This window comes from Arthrobacter sp. StoSoilB19 (assembly GCF_019977275.1).
Lineage (GTDB): Bacteria > Actinomycetota > Actinomycetes > Actinomycetales > Micrococcaceae > Arthrobacter.
The window spans coordinates 3326592-3345438 of record NZ_AP024650.1 but is presented as its reverse complement, the minus strand read 5'-3'; the positions used below and the strand labels follow the sequence as shown (position 1 = coordinate 3345438).

Genomic DNA, 18847 nt, shown 5'->3' with positions numbered 1-18847 from the left:
CCATAAGTGCCAAGGGTACCGGCCCGGTATAAATGCGATGTAATCCGGAACAGCGGAAGTGCGGCCGCAGGCGTCTGCCTGGGGACGACGGCGGGCGAAGGAACTGGACGTGGCGAGGTCACACCGGAGCGAACGGCACGAGCCCGAAACGAATGTGGAGCTGAACCCGTTGTTCAGCCGGCCGGGGGAGTCCACCCTCTTTCCGCGCTTCACCATCCCGGACGGGGAATCGTTGCCGGGTACCGCCTACCAGGTGGTCCGCGACGAGGTGATGCTGGGCCGCAACTCGCGCCTGAACCTGGCCACGTTCGAGGGGGCCTGGATGGAACCGGAAGCCTCGCAGTTGTACGCGGCAGCCTTCGACAAGAACTGCCCGCCTCCCGTCGGGGAAGCGGGCAGTAACTGAAGACAGATTCATGCTTCTACACAAGCAGGCTCTCGGGTACGGCTGACGTGCTGCGCCCTGCAAAGATGCTGCTGTCCAGGTCCGCAACGGATGACTTGCCCACGAACCCCATCGCGCCCTTGAGCTCGTCCTGGAGGATTCCGAACACCCGGTCCACCGCCGGCTCCCCGCCCGTGGCGAGGGCGTAGGCAAACGGGCGCCCGGCCAGTGCCGCCTTGGCGCCCAGCGCCACTGCCTTGACGATGTCGTGGCCGCGCCGGATACCGCCGTCGAGATAGATCTCCGCCCGGCCGCCCACGGCGTCAGCGATGGAGGGGAGGACATCGATGGTGGCAGGCTGGGAGTCGAACTGCCGGCCGCCGTGGTTGGAGACAAAAATGCCGTCCGCGCCCTCGTCCACGGCGCGGGCCGCGTCCTCGGCGTCCATGATGCCCTTGATCACCAGGTTCCCCTTCCACTCGGACCGGAGCCTGGCAAAGTCCTCCCAGGTGGCGCCCGGGTTCTTGTTGGTCGCCATCCAGTTGTTCATCTCGTCCATGCGCAGCGGGCGGCCGTTAATCTGGTAGTTCCCGTAGGTCATTTTCCGGCCGGTGAGCCAGCGCCACAGCCAGGCCGGGCGGGTGGCGGCATTGAAGTAGTCCGCCACCGGCGGGCGCGGCGGCATGGACAGTCCATGGTGCAGGTCCCGTTCCCGCTTGCTGGAGGACCCGACGTCGCCCGCCACCACCAGGGTCTCCACCCCCACGGCCCGGGCCCGGTTGATGTAGCTGGCGGTTTCCTCCGGATCCTTCCAGAAGGCGATTTGCGCCCACAGGTTGTTCGGGGCCACCTTGGCCACCTCCTCCAGCGAGCAGCCGGCCCACGCACTGTGGATGAAGATCGACCCCGCCCTTACCGCGGCCCGGGCAACGGCAGGATCCGAACCCGGGTGGAAGATGGTGAGCATGCCCATCGGTGCCACCATCAGCGGCAGCGCCAGGGAATGGCCCAGCACGGTGGTGGATGTGTTCAGGCCCCGAAGGTCCACCATTGATCGTTGGCGAAGCATCAGGGCATCGAACCGGTCCTCGTTGGCGCGCATGGTGGTCTCGTCCAGCGCACCGCCCTCCAAATAGTCCGAGATCATTTTCGGAAGCTGTTTCCGGGAAGCCTTGCGGTAGTCATCGATGCTGACAATCCATTTGTTTCTCAAGGGTCCTGCTCCAATGTGAAGGTCTAAATTACTTTCGCCAAGAATTGTTTGGTGCGTTCGTGCCGCGGGTCGCGCAGGACGGTCCGGGGGTCGCCCTGCTCCACGATGCCGCCGCCGTCCATGAAGATCAGGTGGTCGCCCACTTCCCGGGCGAAGCCGATCTCGTGGGTGACCACGATCATGGTCATCCCGCCGTCAGCGAGCTTCCGCATCACGTCCAGCACCTCGCCCACCAGCTCCGGGTCCAGGGCCGATGTGGGTTCATCGAACAGCATCAGCCGTGGCTCCATGGCCAGTGCCCTGGCGATGGCCACGCGCTGCTGCTGGCCGCCGGACAGGGACGCCGGGTAGGCGTGGACCTTCTCGGAAAGCCCCACCCGCTCCAGGAGGACGCGGGCCCGGTCCTGCACTGCCTTCCGGTTCTCCCTCTTCACCCTGACCGGCGCCTCGCAGACGTTCTCCAGCACCGTCATGTGGGGGAAAAGGTTGAAGCTCTGGAAGACCATGCCGATGTTCTCGCGCATCCTCGCCGCCTCGGCGTTGTTCTGCGCGTGAAGCCGGCCTTTCCTGATCTTCACGCCAACCGGCTGTCCGTCCACAAGGATGTACCCGCCGTCGAGCGTTTCCAGCTGGTTGATGCAGCGAAGGAAGGTGGACTTGCCGGAGCCGGACGGCCCGATAATGCAGGTCACACTGCCTTTGGGGATAGTGAGGTCGATGCCTTTGAGGACTTCGAGGTCGCCGAAGCTTTTGGTGACCCCCTGTGCTTCGATCATCACGTCACTCATGGCTGGGCCTCCTCTGGTGTGGTGCGGGCGTTCGCCGCCTTGGGCTTGCGGGGCCGGCGGGGGCTGCGTCCGGAGATGATTCCGCCCCGGTTGAAGTGCCGTTCAATGAAGAACTGCCCAAGGCTCAGAACGCTGGTCACCAGCAGGTACCACATGCTTGCGGCGATAAGCAGCGGAATGGTTTTGAAGTTGGCGCTGTAAACCAGCTGCGCTGAATAGAGCAGCTCGGGGAAGGCCAGGACGCTCACCAGGGAGGTGGTCTTCAGCATGGAGATGGTCTGGTTGCCCGTTGGCGGGATGATGATCTTCATTGCCTGTGGCAGGACGATCCGCGAAAGTATCGCGAACCGGCGCATGCCCAGCGCCGTGGCCGCTTCCGTTTGTCCACGGTTGACGCTCAGGAGCCCTGCCCGGACGATCTCGGACATGTAGGCTCCTTCATTCAGGCCCAGCCCCAGGATCGCCGCCATGAAGGGGGTGATGAGCACGTTGGCATCCACCGAGAAGAACTCGGGCCCGAACGGCACGCCCACGGCAATCCGTGGGTAGATGGCGGCGATAAAACCCCAGAACAGGAGCTGGACGAAGACCGGCACCCCGCGGAAGAGCCAGACCAGGAACGCGGCGGTCCCGGCCACGATGGCGTTCGGGGCGAGCCTGGCCAGGGCCAGCAGGACGCCGACGACGATTCCCACAGCCATGGAGATGGCCGTCAGTCCCAGCGTCCGCAGGAGGCCTGTGAACAGCCGCTCCGAGGTAAACCAGCCGAAGACCACGTTCCACTCGAAGCGCGGATTGGTGACGAGGGAATAGCCGACCAGGAAGATCGCGAACAGGACGATTGCCGCCGTCAGCCACAACCCTCCGTGGCGCTGGTGCGGACGGCCCAGTAGAAGCTGGCGGTCCAGCGCGTCACCGGCGGGTGCCTTGGCGTCGGGTTCCGTGGCTGTGTTGGCCATCTGGCTACTGCGCTTTGTTGAAGGCGAAGTCAGAGATTGCACCGGTGCCCACGCCCCACTTGTCGAGGATCTCCTTGTACTTGCCGCTCTTTGCAAGGGACTCCATGCCCAGCTGTACCGCCTTTTCCAGGCCCGCGCCCTTCTTGAAGCCGATGCTGACGGGGGAGACGTCCTTCTCGCCGAGCAGTTCGATCTGGCCGCCCTGCTTGATGGCGTAGCCCAGGGTGGGTCCGTCGATGTAGACCGCATCGATGCGTCCGGCCGTCAGTGCGAGATTGGGGGCCTGCATATCGGGGTAGGTCATGGCCTCGATGGCTGGGCTGCCGGCGGCGGTGCACGCCTGGGAGAGGGCAGGAAGGCGCTTGAGGTCCTGGAATGAACCCTTCAGCACGCCAACACGCTTCCCGCAGAGTGTGTCCAGCGTGAGGTGCTGGGGGTTGCCCGGAGCCACACCAATGCCGCTGCCTGACTGGTAGTAGTCGACGAAATCAAGCACTTTCATGCGTTCCGTCGAGGGGGACATCTGGGAAATGGCCATGTCGAACTTGCCGGCAGCGATACCGGGGATGATGCCGTCGAAGGGGCCGCTCTTGACCTCCGTCTTCAGGCCCAGCGTCTGGCCCAGGGCCATGGCAATTTCCGGGTCAATACCTTGAATGGTTGTCCCGTCGGCGGCCATGAAGTGCAGGGGAGGTGAGCTCTGGCTCATGGTGACGGTCAGGGTTCCCCTGTCCCGCGCCTCCTTGGGGAGGGCTGCGGCGGCGGCTTCGTCGACTTTGACGGTCTCCGCGGAGCTTGGGCTTTTAGGGGCATCGGACTGGGCTGAGCTGGTCATTTCGGGGTTGGAGCACCCGGAGAGAAGCACGCTCGCCATGGAAACTGCGGCGACGGTCACCAACATCGATCGAAACTGAATCATCTACACGCCTTCGGAAGTGGGGGAGGAGGGGTGGTAGGAGAGCTTCCAACCTTGATGGGCAGCTTGGCTGTGGTACAGATCACTTCGCTGTCCGGTATCATGTACCGTACATCATGCACGATTTTCTGCAAACACCCTTTTCGCCGTGTTTGGTTTGTGACGACGCGCTCGTGGAAGTGGTGTTGCGGCTGCATGCGACTGACCGAAAAATTCACATAGGATTCCGAAATGAACGCCGCTTCACCTGAAGAAGAAGTCCTGATCCCCGGCAGGCCCATGCTGGTCGACCAGGTGTTCGAGGCCATCCTGTCCCTGTTGCTCGACGACAAGATCTCCACCGGATCGCCGTTGAGCATTGACGGATTGGCCAAGCGCTTTAAAGTTTCTTCGACTCCCGTGCGGGAAGCCCTGGCACGCCTGGAAACCACCGGCATGGTCAGGCGGGAAGCCCTGCGCGGCTACAAGGTTGCGCCGGAGCCCACCGCCAGCGACATCGCGGCGCTTCTGACGTCGCGTCAGATCCTCGAGCCTGCATGCACCAGCATCGCCTGCACCAACTCAACACAGGAGCTGGTGGCGGACCTGGAAGGGTTCCACCGCGACCTTGAGGCGTCACGCCATGGCGGCGACACCTTCGCGGGGTACCGGGCCTACTGGAAGGCCGACGAAAACTTCCACCGGCGGATCGTGGAGGCAACGGACAACGAGTTCCTGCTCCGGGCCTACGGGTCCATCGAGGGAAGCATCCAGCGCTTCAGGCTGATGGTGCACAACGACATGAGCGGTGACCACACGGTGCAGGAGCACCAGGCCATCATTGATGCCTTCAAGGCCGGGGACTGCGCAGCGGCGACGGCCGCGATGAACAACCACATCGAGGGGATCAGGTCCCGCTCGCTGAGCCTGAACAAGTTCGGCCAGCAGTAGGTCTCTCCCGGCCCTTTGGTACGGTGCGGCCGGCACCCTGGTGCGTGCCGCCGTCGTACTCCTGCCGCGCCCAACCCCGCCGCCCCTGCTGCCGTTTGTCCCGGGTGCATGAATAATACGGAGTGCTGGGAACAGCGGAAGTGCGGCCGCAGGCGCCTGCCTGCGGACGACGGCGGGCGAAGGAACTGGACATGACGAGGTCACACCGGAGCGAACGGCACGAGCCCGAAACGAGCGTGGAGCTGAACCCGTTGTTCAGCCGGCCGGGGGAATCCACCCTCTTTCCGCGCTTCACCATCCCCGACGGGGAGTCGCTGCCAGGCACCGCCTACCAGGTGGTCCATGACGAGGTGATGCTGGACGGCAATTCCCGACTGAACCTGGCCACGTTCGTGGGGACCTGGATGGAACGGGAAGCCTCGCAGCTTTATGCGGAAGCGTTCGACAAGAACATGATCGACAAGGACGAGTACCCGCAGACCGCGCTGATCGAGACCCGGTGCTGGCGGATGCTCGCGGACCTGTGGAACGCCCCGGATCCTGCGGCGGCCATCGGCACCTCCACCATCGGCTCCTCCGAAGCCTGCATGCTGGCCGGCCTGGCCCTCAAGCGCCGGTGGCAGCACCGCCGCCGCGCCGAGGGCAAGCCCACGGACGCGCCGAACATCGTCCTCAGCTCCGCCGTGCAGGTGTGCTGGGAGAAGTTCTGCAACTACTGGGAGGTGGAAGCCCGCTACGTTCCCGTGTCCAGGGAACACCCCACCCTGGACGGCCACGACCTGGACCGCTACGTGGATGAGAACACCATCGGCGTGGCGGCCATCATGGGCGTCACCTACACCGGCGCCTACGAACCCGTGGAGCAGATCTCCGCCGCGCTGGACCGCATCCAGGCCGCCACGGGCCTGGACATCCCCATCCACGTGGACGGCGCCTCCGGGGCCATGGTGGCGCCGTTGCTGCAGTCGAAGTGTGGGACTTCCGTCTCTCCACACCCTTACGACCAAGGTGTTGTCGACAGTGACCAATGACCCTTGGACATGCTGAAGCCGGAAACGCGGGCGGCCGCTAACGGGATTGCGGCTGCGAACGTGGACGCTTACCGGTAAGCCGGTAAGGGTGTTGCAGCTAGCGGTGCGAAACTATAAGGCTCCTAATCCGGACCTCTCCACTTGAGTCCGTCGCCTCTCCGGTATCCGAGCTTGTCTGTAAATACATGCCTGCTTTGAAATAGCATGACGAGCAATTCTTACGGTGCATCGCCTTCAGTTCGTCGTTGTAGTAAACGGCGACACTGCCGTCTCCGGCAACTATTTTCAATGTGAAATAGGTGCCGAGGCTGTAATCCCCGTTGAGGGTGTCCATCTTTCCATCTTGCATCCTCGCGTACAGGTGATTCCCGTCAAGCCGAATAATGAGCACGAACTTGGCCGAATCGTGAATTTGTCCGACGACGACGTCAGGCGTAGAACGCGGAAGAAGTGTCACCGCCTGCTCGACCACCATCTCATGTGTTCCGGTTCTAGTGGACCACTTGGCTTCGACCTGGCCGCGTCCGGTCATTTCCCGGAGTTCTGTGCGTGGAAAGTCCGAGCCCGGTTGTATCGTGCCGGCAGCCGGGGTCCGAAAAACTACATCCGTCTTCCCAGGACCAGTGAACATGAATTGGCTGCTGTAGCTATCTAGTGCCGGTTGCTGGACCTCTAACGGATGCCCCTCGTGGTTCGCCTCGACGGGTACCGACAACTTCCAGTTGCTTAAGTCGAGAATTGACGATGGCTTGTCTGGCTTGGGTTGAGCCGTGCAAGCCGATATAGACAAAAGTAACGCTATGGTAATTGCCAAGGGCCTGAGCATCGGGGTGGTCATAAGTTTTCAACGAGCTTCGGTGACCATAAACGCCGCCCCTGGTGAGCGATTCTTATCCAAGAAAATAATACACCGAATATAAGAAGAACCATCGCCACTCCAAACCAAATAAAAGAGAGGATCTGTATGTTCCACTGGCCACCATTGTCTTGAATCGAGTTGCTGCCGTCAAGATAAGCATTTTCAGAGGCTTTGTTGTTGCGGGTTAGAGAATTACCCGTGAGCACCGTATTCGGGGCATCAGATTTATCAATCCGAATGCCGACTCGATTCTCGTATATGCTATTCCGCAAAAATGTGTTGTCACTCGAGGCCGCAGTGACAAGTCCGTCGCCGATGTTATTGTGAACCGCGCTACTCTCAATGACGTTGTATGTTGATGACTGGTCCATCATGATGCCGTTTTCACCATTTGCGAATGCCGCGGAGTTCTTGATCACACTGTCGGTCACGTGATCGGAAAAAATGATCCCGTGAGCACCATTTCGTTCAGCGATTACATTGTCGATGGTCAGGTTTCGGCTATACGTATGTGGATCAAGACCGTATAAACGATTGTTGCGGAAGATGCAGCTAATGAAGCTCAACCTTTCGGCGCGACTCGTATAAACACCGATGAAGCTGTCTTCAAAAACCGATCCCGTGGCGCTCCCAGTCGATCCGTGTACCCAAGATACGCCGTAGCTTGCATTCCAATCCCAGCCCAAATTCGAAAATATGCTGTTACTAATCGTCATCTTAGCGCCGCCTGTAGCCATAACGAAGGGCTGGTACTGGTTATCACTCCTTTGGCCCGCATTGACCGCCCGGATAGTTACGTCTCTGAATTCAAATGTGCCACCTTGGACGCCGATGAATATGCTGGGCATATCGAGCAACTGCACCTCGCGAACTTGTGGAGAACCAATAGTGAAAGAAGATGGAGAGTAGGCGATCAGCGCAGCTTTGAGTGTATATACGCCGGCGCTACCCTCCTCGATCCATGCAGGATTGTTGACTAGGTCCTTCAGTTGTTTGAGGTCCGTGATGGGGTTGGTGAGTGAGATACTGCTCGTAATGACGCCAGCGGCGGTCAGGACAACCTTGTCCGAATATGTTGAAATTGTTCGCACTTCAGGGTTAGCGGGCAAGGCATTTGCGTTGCTCGAGTTTGGCGGCAAGCCCAGCTCCGCAAGGGCAATCGGATCATATGAATGGATGTAGGGACCGCGCTCAACAATCTCAAACCCCTCATCGTTTTGGGGATAGATAGCAATTGCCAGGGATAGATAAAAACCGATTCCTACTAGCAACACGGAAACGATAATCATCATTCCGATAGCTGCGCGCAGAACGTGATTTGTAGATCGTCCGGCCATGGTATCCGCCGCTAATGATGTCATCATTCCCTAGGCCGTCTTCTGCATTGCCTTGTTAGTTTTCTTGATCATGATGAATCGTTTTGGTCGCCCGCGAAGAACGCTATACGAAATGATGAATACGGGGGCTAAAGCGGTGAGGGGAGTAAGAACTGTCGCTATCAATGTCTGCGTGACGCGGAAGCCCCAGTATCTGAATGGATTTGTGCGAAGGCTCCTATTCGGTTCTCCCCCGGAATTGATCCATCCGGTAAAACCGTAGCTGACAAACCAGGATATCAGTGAAGTCCAGAACACCGTGTGGGCCTGAGGTGGAACTTTTGCTATTCCCATGAGCAGTAATACTGCGCCTGTGGTGGATGCGAATATGGACATAAAACCGAGGGCATACTTAGCGCCTTTGAAAATGGCTGCGCCGCGAGGCATGATCTCACGGTGTCCGATTGCATCGAAGTTCCCCCATGTCCAGCGCCATCTTTGGTTCAAGTTCTCCTTGAATGTCCAGGGAGAGACAAGCTGTATCGCCGCGTGGAAGTAGCCCCAGCTCATTCCGAGATGTGCAGCGTTCGTGCCGAAAACAAGATCATCAGACGCAATAATTGGCCTGTTCCACGTTACGATCTTTTCCGTCTTACCTGTGATGCAAAGTCCCTCACCGTGAACGAACAGAGGCTTCTGTGTCAAGCCCTGAGTGCATGAGCAATAGATGAGGCAGTTTCGTGTGCGGATGTTGTCCAGATGGCTGAGTATTATGTGCCGCATTCCGCCTACTGCATACCATCTGCTAGGTACCGTGATACCTTGGCACAAGTCGTAATCGCCCGCAAATGCGAGTTGGATATATCTTTTTGACGGCAATGTGTCGTCATCGACAAAAAGTATTTTGACGTCATCCCTGTCAAGATTCTCGCGGCTGCGCAGCATGCGCGTGTACTCCAGCGCCCGAGCCTTATCTACGGGTTTGCATTTGAAGGAGAGCGGTACAACTATCACCTTGTCAGCATTGACGTAAGCGGCGGGGTGGTTTGGTTCAATGACAACCCAGATCTGGTGCGGCATAGATAGACCGTAACTGCGGATTGTATTGACGGTTGATTGTACGAGTTCTGGCTCTTTTCCCACCGTTGTGATTTGGATGATCAGTTGCTTGAACTTCTCCGGGGATTTTACGTAGCCAAACTGGGCCCAGGCTGCGCCAAAAATTGCGAGCGTAACTTCGATGAGCGGTACCATAAAAAAGACGAGCAGTACCCATTGGAGTGTGTTGTAGAAGGGGTGGTCCGTCATTTGCATCTCATGCGCCTCCGTATTCGCGATTAATCATTTCTACCGCTTCCAGCAGTGACGTATCTACGCCCAACGATGAGGCAAATTTTTGTAACGCTCGTGTGTCTTTCGGCAGGCAAGCTCCGTCGTAAGGACCGAGGTTCTTCGTGCCGTACCTACTATTCCAGAGCCCCTCGGCGCTTAAGGCGCAGATGCTGAATGCTTCATCAATTTCTGCCTGCTCGAGGCCTATACGGACTCCAAGCGCTCGAAACCAGTTGTAGGTGCTGATCTTTATCGCATTCCCTACGTTACTTACGTACTTTTGGTACTCAGCTGCTTCCAGCGGAAGCCAATGCATTTCTGCGCCGAATTCGGACATAATTCCTGCCGCTGTCTTGTGCGCGCGATCATCTTTCTCAAAGCTGGCGAGTGTCACAACACGTGGATGTAGGAAATCTCGCTGCGCGGAAGCCGCGCGAAGATACTCCGGGTTGTAGGCGATGCCGAAGTTTTCTCCCACCGTCTTTCCGGAGGCTTTTCGGAGTATAGGCGCGAGGATGTTGCGCACGGTTCCGGGTACCATGGTGCAGCGGTAAATGATTACTGGATAACCGCTGTTGAGATGTTGAAGTTTGTGCCCGAGAGACTCTGTCGCCATGATCAGATGCGTTAGGTCGATCCCATCTTCGTTTGTAAGCGCTGTGACTGATACGAACACCGCATCGACGTCTTGCAAGACCATGTCATCCGTGGATATTGCGTTGTAGTTAGCAGAACGGAGATGCTCTACTGTTTCTTTCCTGACGTCCACGAACGTCACCTCGTGGCCATGACTGATCAAACCTAGGCCTGTTGCCTTACCTACGACGCCTGAACCGATCACTAAAATAGCTGCCATGTCGGGGGATCCTTAAGAGGTTTGTTCCTAACTGAACGGGAAGAGGTTCGTTCGTAACTGAACGGGCCCCTTACGTGTTGTCGCTCAGGGGTGCGATACGACCGCATACTGCTGTGGCGGTGCTGCTGTCGTAGAGGGGGTGCCGCTAGAAGAGTTCCCCCAAGGCCCCTATTAGGTCTGTGAGAGTCACACCGAGCGGCAAAATCGGTCTATTTCCCCTGTCGGGTCGTTTTTCTAGTGCCGCGGCTTGACACTTCCGTATTCCCGAGGCCTAAAGAGTAAGTCGACTGTCAGAGGTCTCACCCGGTACGAGGTACTCGCTTTTTGCGCGCCGGCCACTTACCTATGTCTACCTAACGGTTCCTTTTCGGCCGCCCGCCGGGACGACTTTGGGCTGAAACCGATTTCCGGGGCGCGCCCAAGTCGTTCTTGAATCTTGGGTCGGGCTAAGAAATTGGGTACCCCCATACGGCATATTCCCGTGCGGGGGCCGTATGACCTTGATTCCGCCGCCAGGGAACGTTTGGGCTTCGATGGCGGCGATGGGCTATCGAACAACCACTTCTCAAATGCATATGAGAGCTGTCGGGCGGTATGGGGTAATACCTTGGCCCGGGTGGTGTCGCCGGGGCGTCGATGGCGGCCTGGCAGCCAGCTTCCTGGCGTGCAGGGAAGGTTTCCTGGATACGAGCAATCCCGCGTGTGCGAATAGAGGCTCACCAGTCCACCGAATAGGAGAGTGGCATCTCCGATTCCAAAGAAGGGGGCAGGATTTGTTGACACGCACTCGTGCTCTGAGGATCCTCGAGCCTACTTAGTTTATGAGGATTGACACCGCTTCACTCCTACAGCACCGCGTCGATTTCGGCGCATCACGCGCGGGGAGGCATCTGACGCCCAAGCTCTATTGCCTGGGCATCCCCGACTAAATTCCAGCGCTTAGTCTCCGTTCGCCCGCCTTCTACGGGACTGGGCGACAGTCAGCAAAATGCTTGGTGAGCAACAGGAGTCATTTATGAGATCCGACCCACCCCTCCGTGAGCAGGCGCGACGTGGACAACGCCCGGGGGACCGTTCGTGGCGCTTTCATTGCAGCGGCAACGCTGGTCTTGTCCCTGTGCGGCTGACCGTTCCCGCAGCAGCGGTCACCGCAGGTCCTGCGTGGAAAATTGAAGTCCTCATCTATCCATATACAGACATCACTTATTTGACAGCCGGTGTTTCCCACAGGCTCGTTGGGAGCCTCATGCCCGACGAAGTGACCAACATCAAGACCAGCATGATCGGATTCGTCGACACTGACGTTCCGGCCCTTTCCTCAGGTAAGCAGCACCCCAAGCTGACAGTCAAAACAGTCAACAAACCGCTGGACGCCGCGTCCCTCGTCGCGGATGGGGGAGGCGGCTGGACGCCTGATCCGTGGTCAACGAAAGCAGACCAGGATCCGGGATATAACTCGTATATCGTCTTCTGGCAGTCCTACGGTTGGGACTGGGGCATCAATGCGACAGACAATATCGGGCACTACGGAGGTCTCACATGGAACCTTGGCCCAGCCCCCACCTTTTCCGAGATCACTCTTTCCCAGCTTGACTACGGGGGACACAACGTAATCAAACACGAGTGGGGGCATGCAATAACCGGCTTCTACGACGCTACCGGTATTGCGCCGAAGCCCATGGCTGACAACCATCACCCCGAGTCGTCAGTGAACTGCAAGACGGGCAGGGGGTACGTGCTCTTGGACGAGTCAGCCTCGAACCCCATCCCAAACTCCATCTTCAACAACAATTCAGGTTTTACGCACGACTACTATTCGGGGCTAACAGCGCAGGCGAGCAACCCGAGGCACTGTATTGGAATTACGGCCAAGGCTTGGGCGAGTGGAGGGCCGGTATCAAAGCGGTAGCCGTCCGTATGGATTTAGCCCATTAAAACTCACTCGGCATCGCAGCTGGTAAGGATGCGATACACATCCGGCTTCCCAGGGAATTGATGTTCGTCGCCCATAGTGAACCGCAGCTCCGGTAAATTATTACTTGATCGGGGCTTCGGGCCCTTTGCTCGCTAAGGCGTTGGCTCAACCCGACCTCAAGAAGGAAGTGGCCTACCTGGACGCCCTGACGTCGCCCATGCCCACCGACAAGCACAAGGAGGCGTTCCACCACTAGCCTGTGTCCGCTGCCGCGTTCCGTGCCGCAGTGGCGGGCAAGTATCGCTGTCCGCAGATTGAAGTATCCGTTTACTGGTTCAATTTTCCGGGCAGGCGAATAGCCTTCATCCATGCTGAACACCGTGCTTCGGAGCCTTCGACCCAAGCCGAAATGCAGGCTTTGCGGCCAGGCCTTGCCTCCAACTCCCACCGCGCTATTTTGCTCCCGTGACTGCTACGACCGCTATCAGGCCATGGACCACACCTCCCGCCACTAGCCCTGCCGGGAGGAGCGCACCATGTGCCGGTTGTTCGGGCTGCACGCCGGATCCCGGCCGGTCCGCGCCACCTTCTGGCTCCTTGACGCCCCGGACAGCTTGTCCGAGCAGAGCAGGAAGGAGCCCGACGGCGCCGGGATCGGCACGTTCGATCCCGACGGCAGCCCGCGGGTCACCAAACGGCCGCTCGCCGCATGGGAGGACCATGCCTTCGCCCGGGAGGCGAGGGAGCTGCGGAGCACCACCTTCCTGGCCCACGTCCGGTATGCCAGCACAGGTGCGCACACCCTGGTGAACACGCACCCGTTCGAGCAGGACGGTCGGCTGTTCGCCCACAATGGCGCCTTCCACGGACTCGGCCGGCTCGACGCGCGGCTGCGTGAGTTCGGCGTGGCGGAACTGGTGCAGGGCCAGACCGACAGTGAGCGGCTCTTCGCCCTCATCACGGCAGAGAGCCGCAGGGCCGGCGGGGACGTGGCCGAGGGCATCTCCCGGGCGGTGGGCTGGGTGGCCGCCGAGCTGCCTGTCCTGGCGTTGAACATCATTGTCACGACGGCCACCGACCTCTGGGCGCTCCGCTACCCGGCAACCCACCCGCTGTACGTGCTGGAACGCGACCCCTTGACCGAACCCGCTCCGGTGGCACCGCTGGACGCCAGAAGCCCACGGATCCACTCGCGAAGCACCGAGCTGGCGGAGTCCCGCTCCGTCCTCTTCGCCACCAAACGGATGAACCAGAACCCCGGCTGGCGCCCCATGGCGCCGGGGGAGCTGGTGCATGTTGGCCCCAACCTGGTGGTGACGTCCACCTTCCCCTTCCCGGACCAACCGGCCCACCCGCTCACGCTCGCGGACCTGGAACCGTCCGCGGCGGCGTCGCAAATGCCCTGACGGTGTATCTCGGGAAGGCGCGGCTTACGTGGACGGCGCCGCGGCAGCCTTCTTCGCCAGCGCCTGGGCCATCTTCTGCACCTTGGCACCGTAGCCGCCGTTGATGGCGGTGTCCTTGATCTTGTTCGCCTGGGCATCCAGATCCGCCGGGGCGGCGTTCTTGAGTGCGGTCAGGTCCGCCTGGAGGTTGGCCGGGAGCTTGGCGAACAGCTTGGGGTGGTTGATGAGCTGGTCGGCCACCTTCTGGAGCCCGGCGCCGGGATTGTCGGAACCGAACGCGGTGCGCAGCTCCTGGCGCAGGCCGGCCAGGCCGGTGGCTGCCTTCTCCAGCGCTTCGGCACGCTTCTGGATCTCGGCACCGTACCCGCCGGACAGGGCGGTGGTCTTGATCTTGTAGGCATCCTTCACGCGGTCCGCAGGTGCGGCGTCCTTGAGGGCTGTCACGTCCGCCTGGAGGGCAGCGGGGAGTTTGGCGAAAAGCTTGGGATGGTTGACCAGCGCCGCGGCTGCTTCCGCCGCACGGTCCCCGGCCGCCTGTGGGCTGTCCGCGTTCAGGGTCAGGAAGGCCTTCAGGCCACCGGCGCCCTTTGCTGCCTTGACGTCGCTGGATGCTGTGGTTGAGGTTGCGGACACGGATGTTGGGCTGGGGGATGCGGACGCGGCACCCACGCCCGCGGCGGCCATGGCACCGGCGGCCAGGACTGCTGCCGCCCCGACGCCGATGCGGGCCCTCATTGACGGAATTGATGGCTTCACCACGGTGTGTTCCTCCAAATTTGCGCGTGGGTCCACCCGACGGGTTGGACCGGCAGGGTTCACTGTAGGACCGCAGGCTGGGGAAATGCTGAATGCCGCTCCTGCACCTTTGTCTCCACCTTTATCCGGGCGCGGATTATGCTCGGCCTATGAAGATGCGTGATCCCCAGGCGAAGCCTGTTCCTGCCGGCAAATTGGGTTTTTGGCAGCAGCGGACGTGGCTGTGGATTGTCGCCGCGGGATTCGACGTGTACATCCTTGGCTTCGTCATCGGGTTGCAGCCGTCCGGCCCGCTCTGCGGCAGCCCGTTGCTTCCCAACAGCCGCGCCGCCGAACTGGCTGACCTGGAAGAGGCCGGCAGAGGGGCCGCGGCCACGTGCTACCGGACCATCGACTCCGATTCCGTGCCCGTGTGGAGCCTCATGGCACTGGGAATTGGCCTGGTTCTGGTGGGAGTGGTGGTCCGGATAGTCCGCATCCGGCTTTTCGCCGGCGCTGCCGACGCCGTGAAGGCCGGCTAGGTGCGGTAGGCACCCAAACACACGAAAGCTCCCGGCCTGCGCCGGGAGCTTTCGTGTGTTTGCCGAAGGGACGGATGGTGCCCGCTACTCCGCGAGCTTGGCGACGGACTGCGCCCAGAGGAAGAACTTGTTGGTGCCCAGGTCCTTGACGGTCTTGATGTTCAGCGCCTCTTTGAGCTTCTGCGCGTCGCTTTCGGACAATCCCTTCAGCGCCTCCACGGGCGCCTTCGCCAATTCGTCGATGCCCTTGTCGAGGTACTCCTTGTCGAACTTTGCGTTGATTCCAGCCATAGTGTCCTCCTGGTGCTCGGATGGGTCCTGACTGTGCTCTGGGGCACAGTGGTCATTCAACCACGAACGGACGCACGCGCCGCCGTAGGCGGCTTCTTGACCGTGGCGAGCAGGAAAACGCCGGCGACGGCGGTGGCTCCTGACAGGAGGAACAGGACGATTGCCAGCGGGGGTGCTGCGTCCGCCTCGCCCAGGATGGTGATGCCGATGGCGACGGCGACGAGGGGATCGATGACGGTCAGGCCGGCCACCACGAGTTCGGGGGTTCCCCTTGTGTGGGCGTTCTGGACCAGGAAGCTGCCGGCCAGGGCGGCGATGAGCAGGCCTGCCAGGCATGTCAGCGACAACCACTCGAAGTCGCCCTGGAACAGCCGGGCGATGACGGTCTTGGCCAGGGCCGCGACGAACCCGAAGAGGATCCCGGCTCCGGCGGTGAACACCACGGCACCCGACCGGTGGCGCCACAAGGCGAAGGCCACGGCAACACCGGCCAGGACCACGGCGAGCACGATCAGGATGGTGATCAAGTGCCGGTCGCTGACCTCCACGTCCTCCGCGGACAGCGCCGCCACGGCAACGAACACACCCACGCCGCCAACGCATAACGCCACTGCGGTGAGGGCCCGCCGCCCGGGGGACCGGCGGGTCATCCGGGCCGTTGCCAGGGTGGTGACCACCAGGGCAATGGCGCCGATGGGCTGCACCACGATCAGGGGCGAAAACCGCAGGCTGGTGAGCTGGAGGAGGATGGCGGCGCCGAGCATCCCCGTCCCGGCCAGCCACACCGGCCTCCGGACCAGGGCCTGCAGGCGTCCGCCGCCCATGCTGCCCGCCGCGCGCCCGGCTGCAGCCGGCTGGTCTTCCACGGCACGGTGCTGGAACAGCGTTCCCAAGGCAAGCAGGACGGCGCCGGCCGCGGCAATCGGGATGCCCAGCCAGTGGTAGGACGACAGCGCGGACACGGCCGCAGCCTGCTGGATCATGATCAGACCTTACCCAACCCGGACCCGGCTACCCACCCGGGCGGCCACCCGCCGTCGTGCCTCTTGCCCTGTTACAGCCTGCCCGGTTACAGCAGGCTGGGCCGGCTGGCGAGGATGTAGTCCACGGCCGCAGGGCCGGTCATACACAAATCCGGCCACTCGTTCCGGCCGCCGCGGTGCTGCTGCAGGTACCCTTCCTGCCGTACGGCTGCCCACAGCGACGCGGTGGGGCCGGGCTTCCGGGCATTGAGCAGGCACCAGCTCAGGTACAGCCCGTACAACTCGTCGTCGCTGATGCCCGGCTGCTTTGCCGGGACGGGGACAAGGCATTCGGACAGGAATTGTCGATGATTCGGGGCGCTCATGTTTGGCCCTTCAGCCGGGTGCGGCCGTATGCTCACACATGCTGCATTCGTAGCCGCGGGTGCCCTGGATGGGTCCGCTCCCGGCATTCCTTTGGGCCCGGAAATCGGCCCATACCTCGCCGTGTGCCACGCCGCCCCCAGCTTGCTTATTACTGGGTCTACACCTAAAGTCTACAGTGTAGAGAAATTGTCGACATGGTTTTAGTCAAGGGATCAGAGTTTGCATGGCCGCTATGGCTGCTCACGCATTTCCCAGGAGAACTACATGGCCCCCCTTCTCCTCCCACCCCACGTTTGATTTTCCCTGCCGGGCACTCACAGCTCCCCGCAAACCCGCCCGGTGCACTGTGCAAGGCTCCGGGTTCGAACCGCTGTAGCCGAACGGCGAACAACTGCACCTTGTTTGAAAAGAGCCACCATGGCGCAATCACAGTTCGACCAGTTCCTCACCGAAGCCACCTGCCCGGACCACGAGTCCGGGAGCAGCCTTGACGACGACACCCTGTACGGCCTCTACACCAGCTGGTGCACCCTGTCCCAGCAGGAGCCGCAGGACGAGCACGTCTTCTTTGAGGCGATGAGCCGACGCGTCCGCCCCGACGCCTGCCTGCGCATGACCGGACCGGCGGCCGCCGACTACATCCTGTGCAGCTACCGGGCCGTGGTGTGACAGTTCTCGTCACCCAGGCCTCCAACAGCTACGTGCCCAGGCACACCCTCCAGCCCCACGGAAAACGCCCGTGGTGCGCCCACTGCGACACGGACTTCCACCTGTTCGTTGACTCGCCGCCCGTCCTGAACCGCCGCGCCTCAACAGTTGCCGTGGCCATCCACTGTTCCCAGTGCCGCCATTCCCGGGTCCTGGAGACCACGGCAGAGCACGTGGCGGCGCTTCCCGCGCACACCCCCATTCCGCATGAAACGCAAGGAATTTCACACCCATGATGAACAACACCCATACCCCGCACGGCCCCGCCGCCGCCCGCGAAGCCCGTGCCGCCGTCGAGCATTTTGACCTCACGCCCGCCGGCCTGGCCGACGCGCCTGCCCAGCAGCTGGACCTGGACAGCCTTGTCCACACCGGCAACAGCTAGGAACCGGCGCATGGGCACGCCGCGGACCTTCGACACCATCGCCATCATCTTCAACCCCAACAGCACCGGTGACGCCCCCGCGCTCGCCGAACAGCTCAAGGCCAGCCTCAGCGGCCTGCTTCCGTACGCCGCGGACATCCGGCTGCAGCCCACCAGCCATGCCGGGCACGCCGTCCAGCTGGCGCGCGAGGCTGCCGCCACCGGGCACGTCCTGGTGGTCTCCGTCAGCGGGGACGGCGGGTACAACGAGGTGGTCAACGGCCTCATGCAGGCCGGGAACCCGGACGCCGTGTGCGCCGTGCTGGCCGCGGGCAACGCCAACGACCACAGCCGCAGCACCGGCACCGGGCCGCTGGAACACGCCATTGCCGGCGGCGACGTCCGGCACATCGACCTCCTGCGCATCACCACGGGCCAGCCCGGGGACGCCCCGGACGAGTACGCACACTCCTACATCGGCTTCGGCCTGACGCCCATCATGGCCATCGGCCTGGAACAGGGCAGCAAGGGTGCACTGAAGGAGACGGTGTCCGTTGTGCGCACCTTCGCCAAGTTCAAGCCGTTCGAGATCCTGCCCGACGGCGGCAAGCGGCGGAAGTTCGACAGCCTGGTCCTGGCCAACATCGCCCAGATGGCCAAGTACGCCACCCTCAGCGACGCCGACAGCAAGCTGGCCGACGGCAAGTTCGAGGTGGTGGTCTTCCCCCACAAGTCCAAGCTGCGGGTGCTGCTCACCGCGCTCCGCGCAGCCACCAAGGGGCTGGGGGACCAGCCCAGCGTCAGCAGCTACGGGTTTATCACCCTTAAGCCCATCCCGTACCAGATCGACGGTGAGGTGAGGTCGCTCGACGCCGACACGCAGGTCACCGTCCATAGCGCACCTGCCGCGCTGGCCACTTTAGGGTAGGAACCGCTCGATGGATTTGAACTT

The 18847-nt window shown here is 61.4% G+C and carries 20 protein-coding genes and 2 pseudogenes; 10 read left to right on the top strand and 12 right to left on the bottom strand.

Going from position 1 to position 18847, the window contains the following annotated elements; translation table 11 throughout:
* Nucleotides 1–109 precede the first annotated feature (109 nt).
* A pseudogene (locus LDO86_RS15460) lies at nt 110–370 on the top strand (glutamate decarboxylase); the annotation flags it as partial.
* 52 nt (nt 371–422) lie between these two features.
* Here LDO86_RS15460 and LDO86_RS15455 read toward each other — a convergent pair.
* The 4 genes from LDO86_RS15455 to LDO86_RS15440 are packed head-to-tail and all read right to left on the bottom strand — an operon-like array spanning nt 423 to nt 4264.
* Nucleotides 423–1598, bottom strand: coding sequence for an alpha-hydroxy acid oxidase (locus tag LDO86_RS15455; RefSeq protein ID WP_134164020.1), 1176 nt, complete (start codon nt 1596–1598; stop codon nt 423–425).
* Between the two features lie 23 nt (nt 1599–1621).
* Nucleotides 1622–2386, bottom strand: a complete 765-nt coding sequence (locus LDO86_RS15450; RefSeq protein ID WP_276572210.1) for an amino acid ABC transporter ATP-binding protein — start codon at nt 2384–2386, stop codon at nt 1622–1624.
* Entirely contained in the window at nt 2383–3345 is a 963-nt protein-coding gene (locus tag LDO86_RS15445) for an amino acid ABC transporter permease (protein WP_224084076.1), read from the bottom strand. The genes LDO86_RS15450 and LDO86_RS15445 overlap by 4 nt, the downstream gene beginning before the upstream one ends.
* A 4-nt stretch (nt 3346–3349) precedes the next feature.
* On the bottom strand, nt 3350–4264 hold the full coding sequence (locus tag LDO86_RS15440; RefSeq protein ID WP_224084075.1) for an ABC transporter substrate-binding protein: 915 nt from the start codon (nt 4262–4264) through the stop codon (nt 3350–3352).
* 228 nt (nt 4265–4492) lie between these two features.
* On the opposite strand from LDO86_RS15440, the gene LDO86_RS15435 reads away from it, so the two are divergent.
* Together LDO86_RS15435 and LDO86_RS15430 are read left to right on the top strand one after the other, a co-directional pair.
* Nucleotides 4493–5191, top strand: coding sequence for a GntR family transcriptional regulator (locus LDO86_RS15435; RefSeq protein WP_224084074.1), 699 nt, complete (start codon nt 4493–4495; stop codon nt 5189–5191).
* Nucleotides 5192–5382: 191 nt separating this feature from the next.
* Nucleotides 5383–6179: pseudogene (locus LDO86_RS15430) on the top strand (pyridoxal-dependent decarboxylase); the annotation flags it as partial.
* A gap of 140 nt (nt 6180–6319) precedes the next feature.
* On the opposite strand, the gene LDO86_RS15425 reads toward LDO86_RS15430, so the two are convergent.
* Genes LDO86_RS15425 through LDO86_RS15410 form a run of 4 tightly spaced genes read right to left on the bottom strand, consistent with a single transcriptional unit; the run spans nt 6320 to nt 10585 of the window.
* Complete coding sequence (locus tag LDO86_RS15425) at nt 6320–7060, bottom strand: polysaccharide lyase family 7 protein (RefSeq protein WP_224084072.1); 741 nt, start codon at nt 7058–7060, stop codon at nt 6320–6322.
* Entirely contained in the window at nt 7057–8445 is a 1389-nt protein-coding gene (locus LDO86_RS15420; RefSeq protein WP_224084071.1) for a right-handed parallel beta-helix repeat-containing protein, read from the bottom strand. Before LDO86_RS15420 ends, LDO86_RS15425 begins: the two co-directional genes overlap by 4 nt.
* A 3-nt stretch (nt 8446–8448) precedes the next feature.
* The gene (locus LDO86_RS15415; RefSeq protein ID WP_224084070.1) at nt 8449–9705 is read right to left on the bottom strand and encodes a glycosyltransferase family 2 protein; all 1257 of its coding nucleotides are present in this window, start codon (nt 9703–9705) and stop codon (nt 8449–8451) included.
* Between the two features lie 7 nt (nt 9706–9712).
* Entirely contained in the window at nt 9713–10585 is an 873-nt protein-coding gene (locus tag LDO86_RS15410; protein ID WP_224084069.1) for an NAD(P)-binding domain-containing protein, read from the bottom strand.
* Between the two features lie 1117 nt (nt 10586–11702).
* Here LDO86_RS15410 and LDO86_RS15405 point away from each other — a divergent pair.
* Both LDO86_RS15405 and LDO86_RS15400 read left to right on the top strand, forming a co-directional pair.
* On the top strand, nt 11703–12494 hold the full coding sequence (locus LDO86_RS15405; RefSeq protein WP_224084068.1) for a hypothetical protein: 792 nt from the start codon (nt 11703–11705) through the stop codon (nt 12492–12494).
* 542 nt (nt 12495–13036) lie between these two features.
* Complete coding sequence (locus LDO86_RS15400) at nt 13037–13906, top strand: class II glutamine amidotransferase (protein WP_224084067.1); 870 nt, start codon at nt 13037–13039, stop codon at nt 13904–13906.
* A 24-nt stretch (nt 13907–13930) separates the two neighbouring features.
* Here the strand turns inward: LDO86_RS15400 and LDO86_RS15395 are convergent, their stop codons facing one another.
* Complete coding sequence (locus tag LDO86_RS15395) at nt 13931–14641, bottom strand: hypothetical protein (RefSeq protein WP_224084066.1); 711 nt, start codon at nt 14639–14641, stop codon at nt 13931–13933.
* A gap of 170 nt (nt 14642–14811) precedes the next feature.
* On the opposite strand from LDO86_RS15395, the gene LDO86_RS15390 reads away from it, so the two are divergent.
* Complete coding sequence (locus LDO86_RS15390) at nt 14812–15183, top strand: hypothetical protein (protein WP_224084065.1); 372 nt, start codon at nt 14812–14814, stop codon at nt 15181–15183.
* An 84-nt stretch (nt 15184–15267) separates the two neighbouring features.
* Here LDO86_RS15390 and LDO86_RS15385 read toward each other — a convergent pair whose 3' ends face one another.
* The 3 genes from LDO86_RS15385 to LDO86_RS15375 form a co-directional block, all read right to left on the bottom strand.
* Complete coding sequence (locus LDO86_RS15385) at nt 15268–15474, bottom strand: hypothetical protein (RefSeq protein ID WP_214944708.1); 207 nt, start codon at nt 15472–15474, stop codon at nt 15268–15270.
* A gap of 56 nt (nt 15475–15530) precedes the next feature.
* Nucleotides 15531–16457, bottom strand: a complete 927-nt coding sequence (locus tag LDO86_RS15380) for a multidrug DMT transporter permease (protein WP_134164007.1) — start codon at nt 16455–16457, stop codon at nt 15531–15533.
* Nucleotides 16458–16543: 86 nt separating this feature from the next.
* Entirely contained in the window at nt 16544–16822 is a 279-nt protein-coding gene (locus LDO86_RS15375) for a hypothetical protein (protein ID WP_224084064.1), read from the bottom strand.
* A gap of 418 nt (nt 16823–17240) precedes the next feature.
* Here LDO86_RS15375 and LDO86_RS15370 point away from each other — a divergent pair, with 418 nt between their 5' ends.
* The 4 genes from LDO86_RS15370 to LDO86_RS15355 are packed head-to-tail and all read left to right on the top strand — an operon-like array spanning nt 17241 to nt 18823.
* Nucleotides 17241–17492 carry a hypothetical protein gene (locus LDO86_RS15370; RefSeq protein WP_224084063.1) on the top strand — a complete coding sequence of 84 codons (252 nt, stop codon included), beginning with the start codon at nt 17241–17243 and terminating at the stop codon, nt 17490–17492.
* Nucleotides 17489–17767, top strand: coding sequence for a hypothetical protein (locus LDO86_RS15365; protein WP_018768716.1), 279 nt, complete (start codon nt 17489–17491; stop codon nt 17765–17767). The genes LDO86_RS15370 and LDO86_RS15365 overlap by 4 nt, the downstream gene beginning before the upstream one ends.
* Complete coding sequence (locus LDO86_RS15360) at nt 17764–17916, top strand: hypothetical protein (RefSeq protein ID WP_018768715.1); 153 nt, start codon at nt 17764–17766, stop codon at nt 17914–17916. The genes LDO86_RS15365 and LDO86_RS15360 overlap by 4 nt, the downstream gene beginning before the upstream one ends.
* A gap of 10 nt (nt 17917–17926) precedes the next feature.
* Nucleotides 17927–18823, top strand: a complete 897-nt coding sequence (locus LDO86_RS15355) for a diacylglycerol kinase family protein (RefSeq protein ID WP_224084062.1) — start codon at nt 17927–17929, stop codon at nt 18821–18823.
* The last annotated feature ends 24 nt before the right edge of the window (nt 18824–18847 follow it).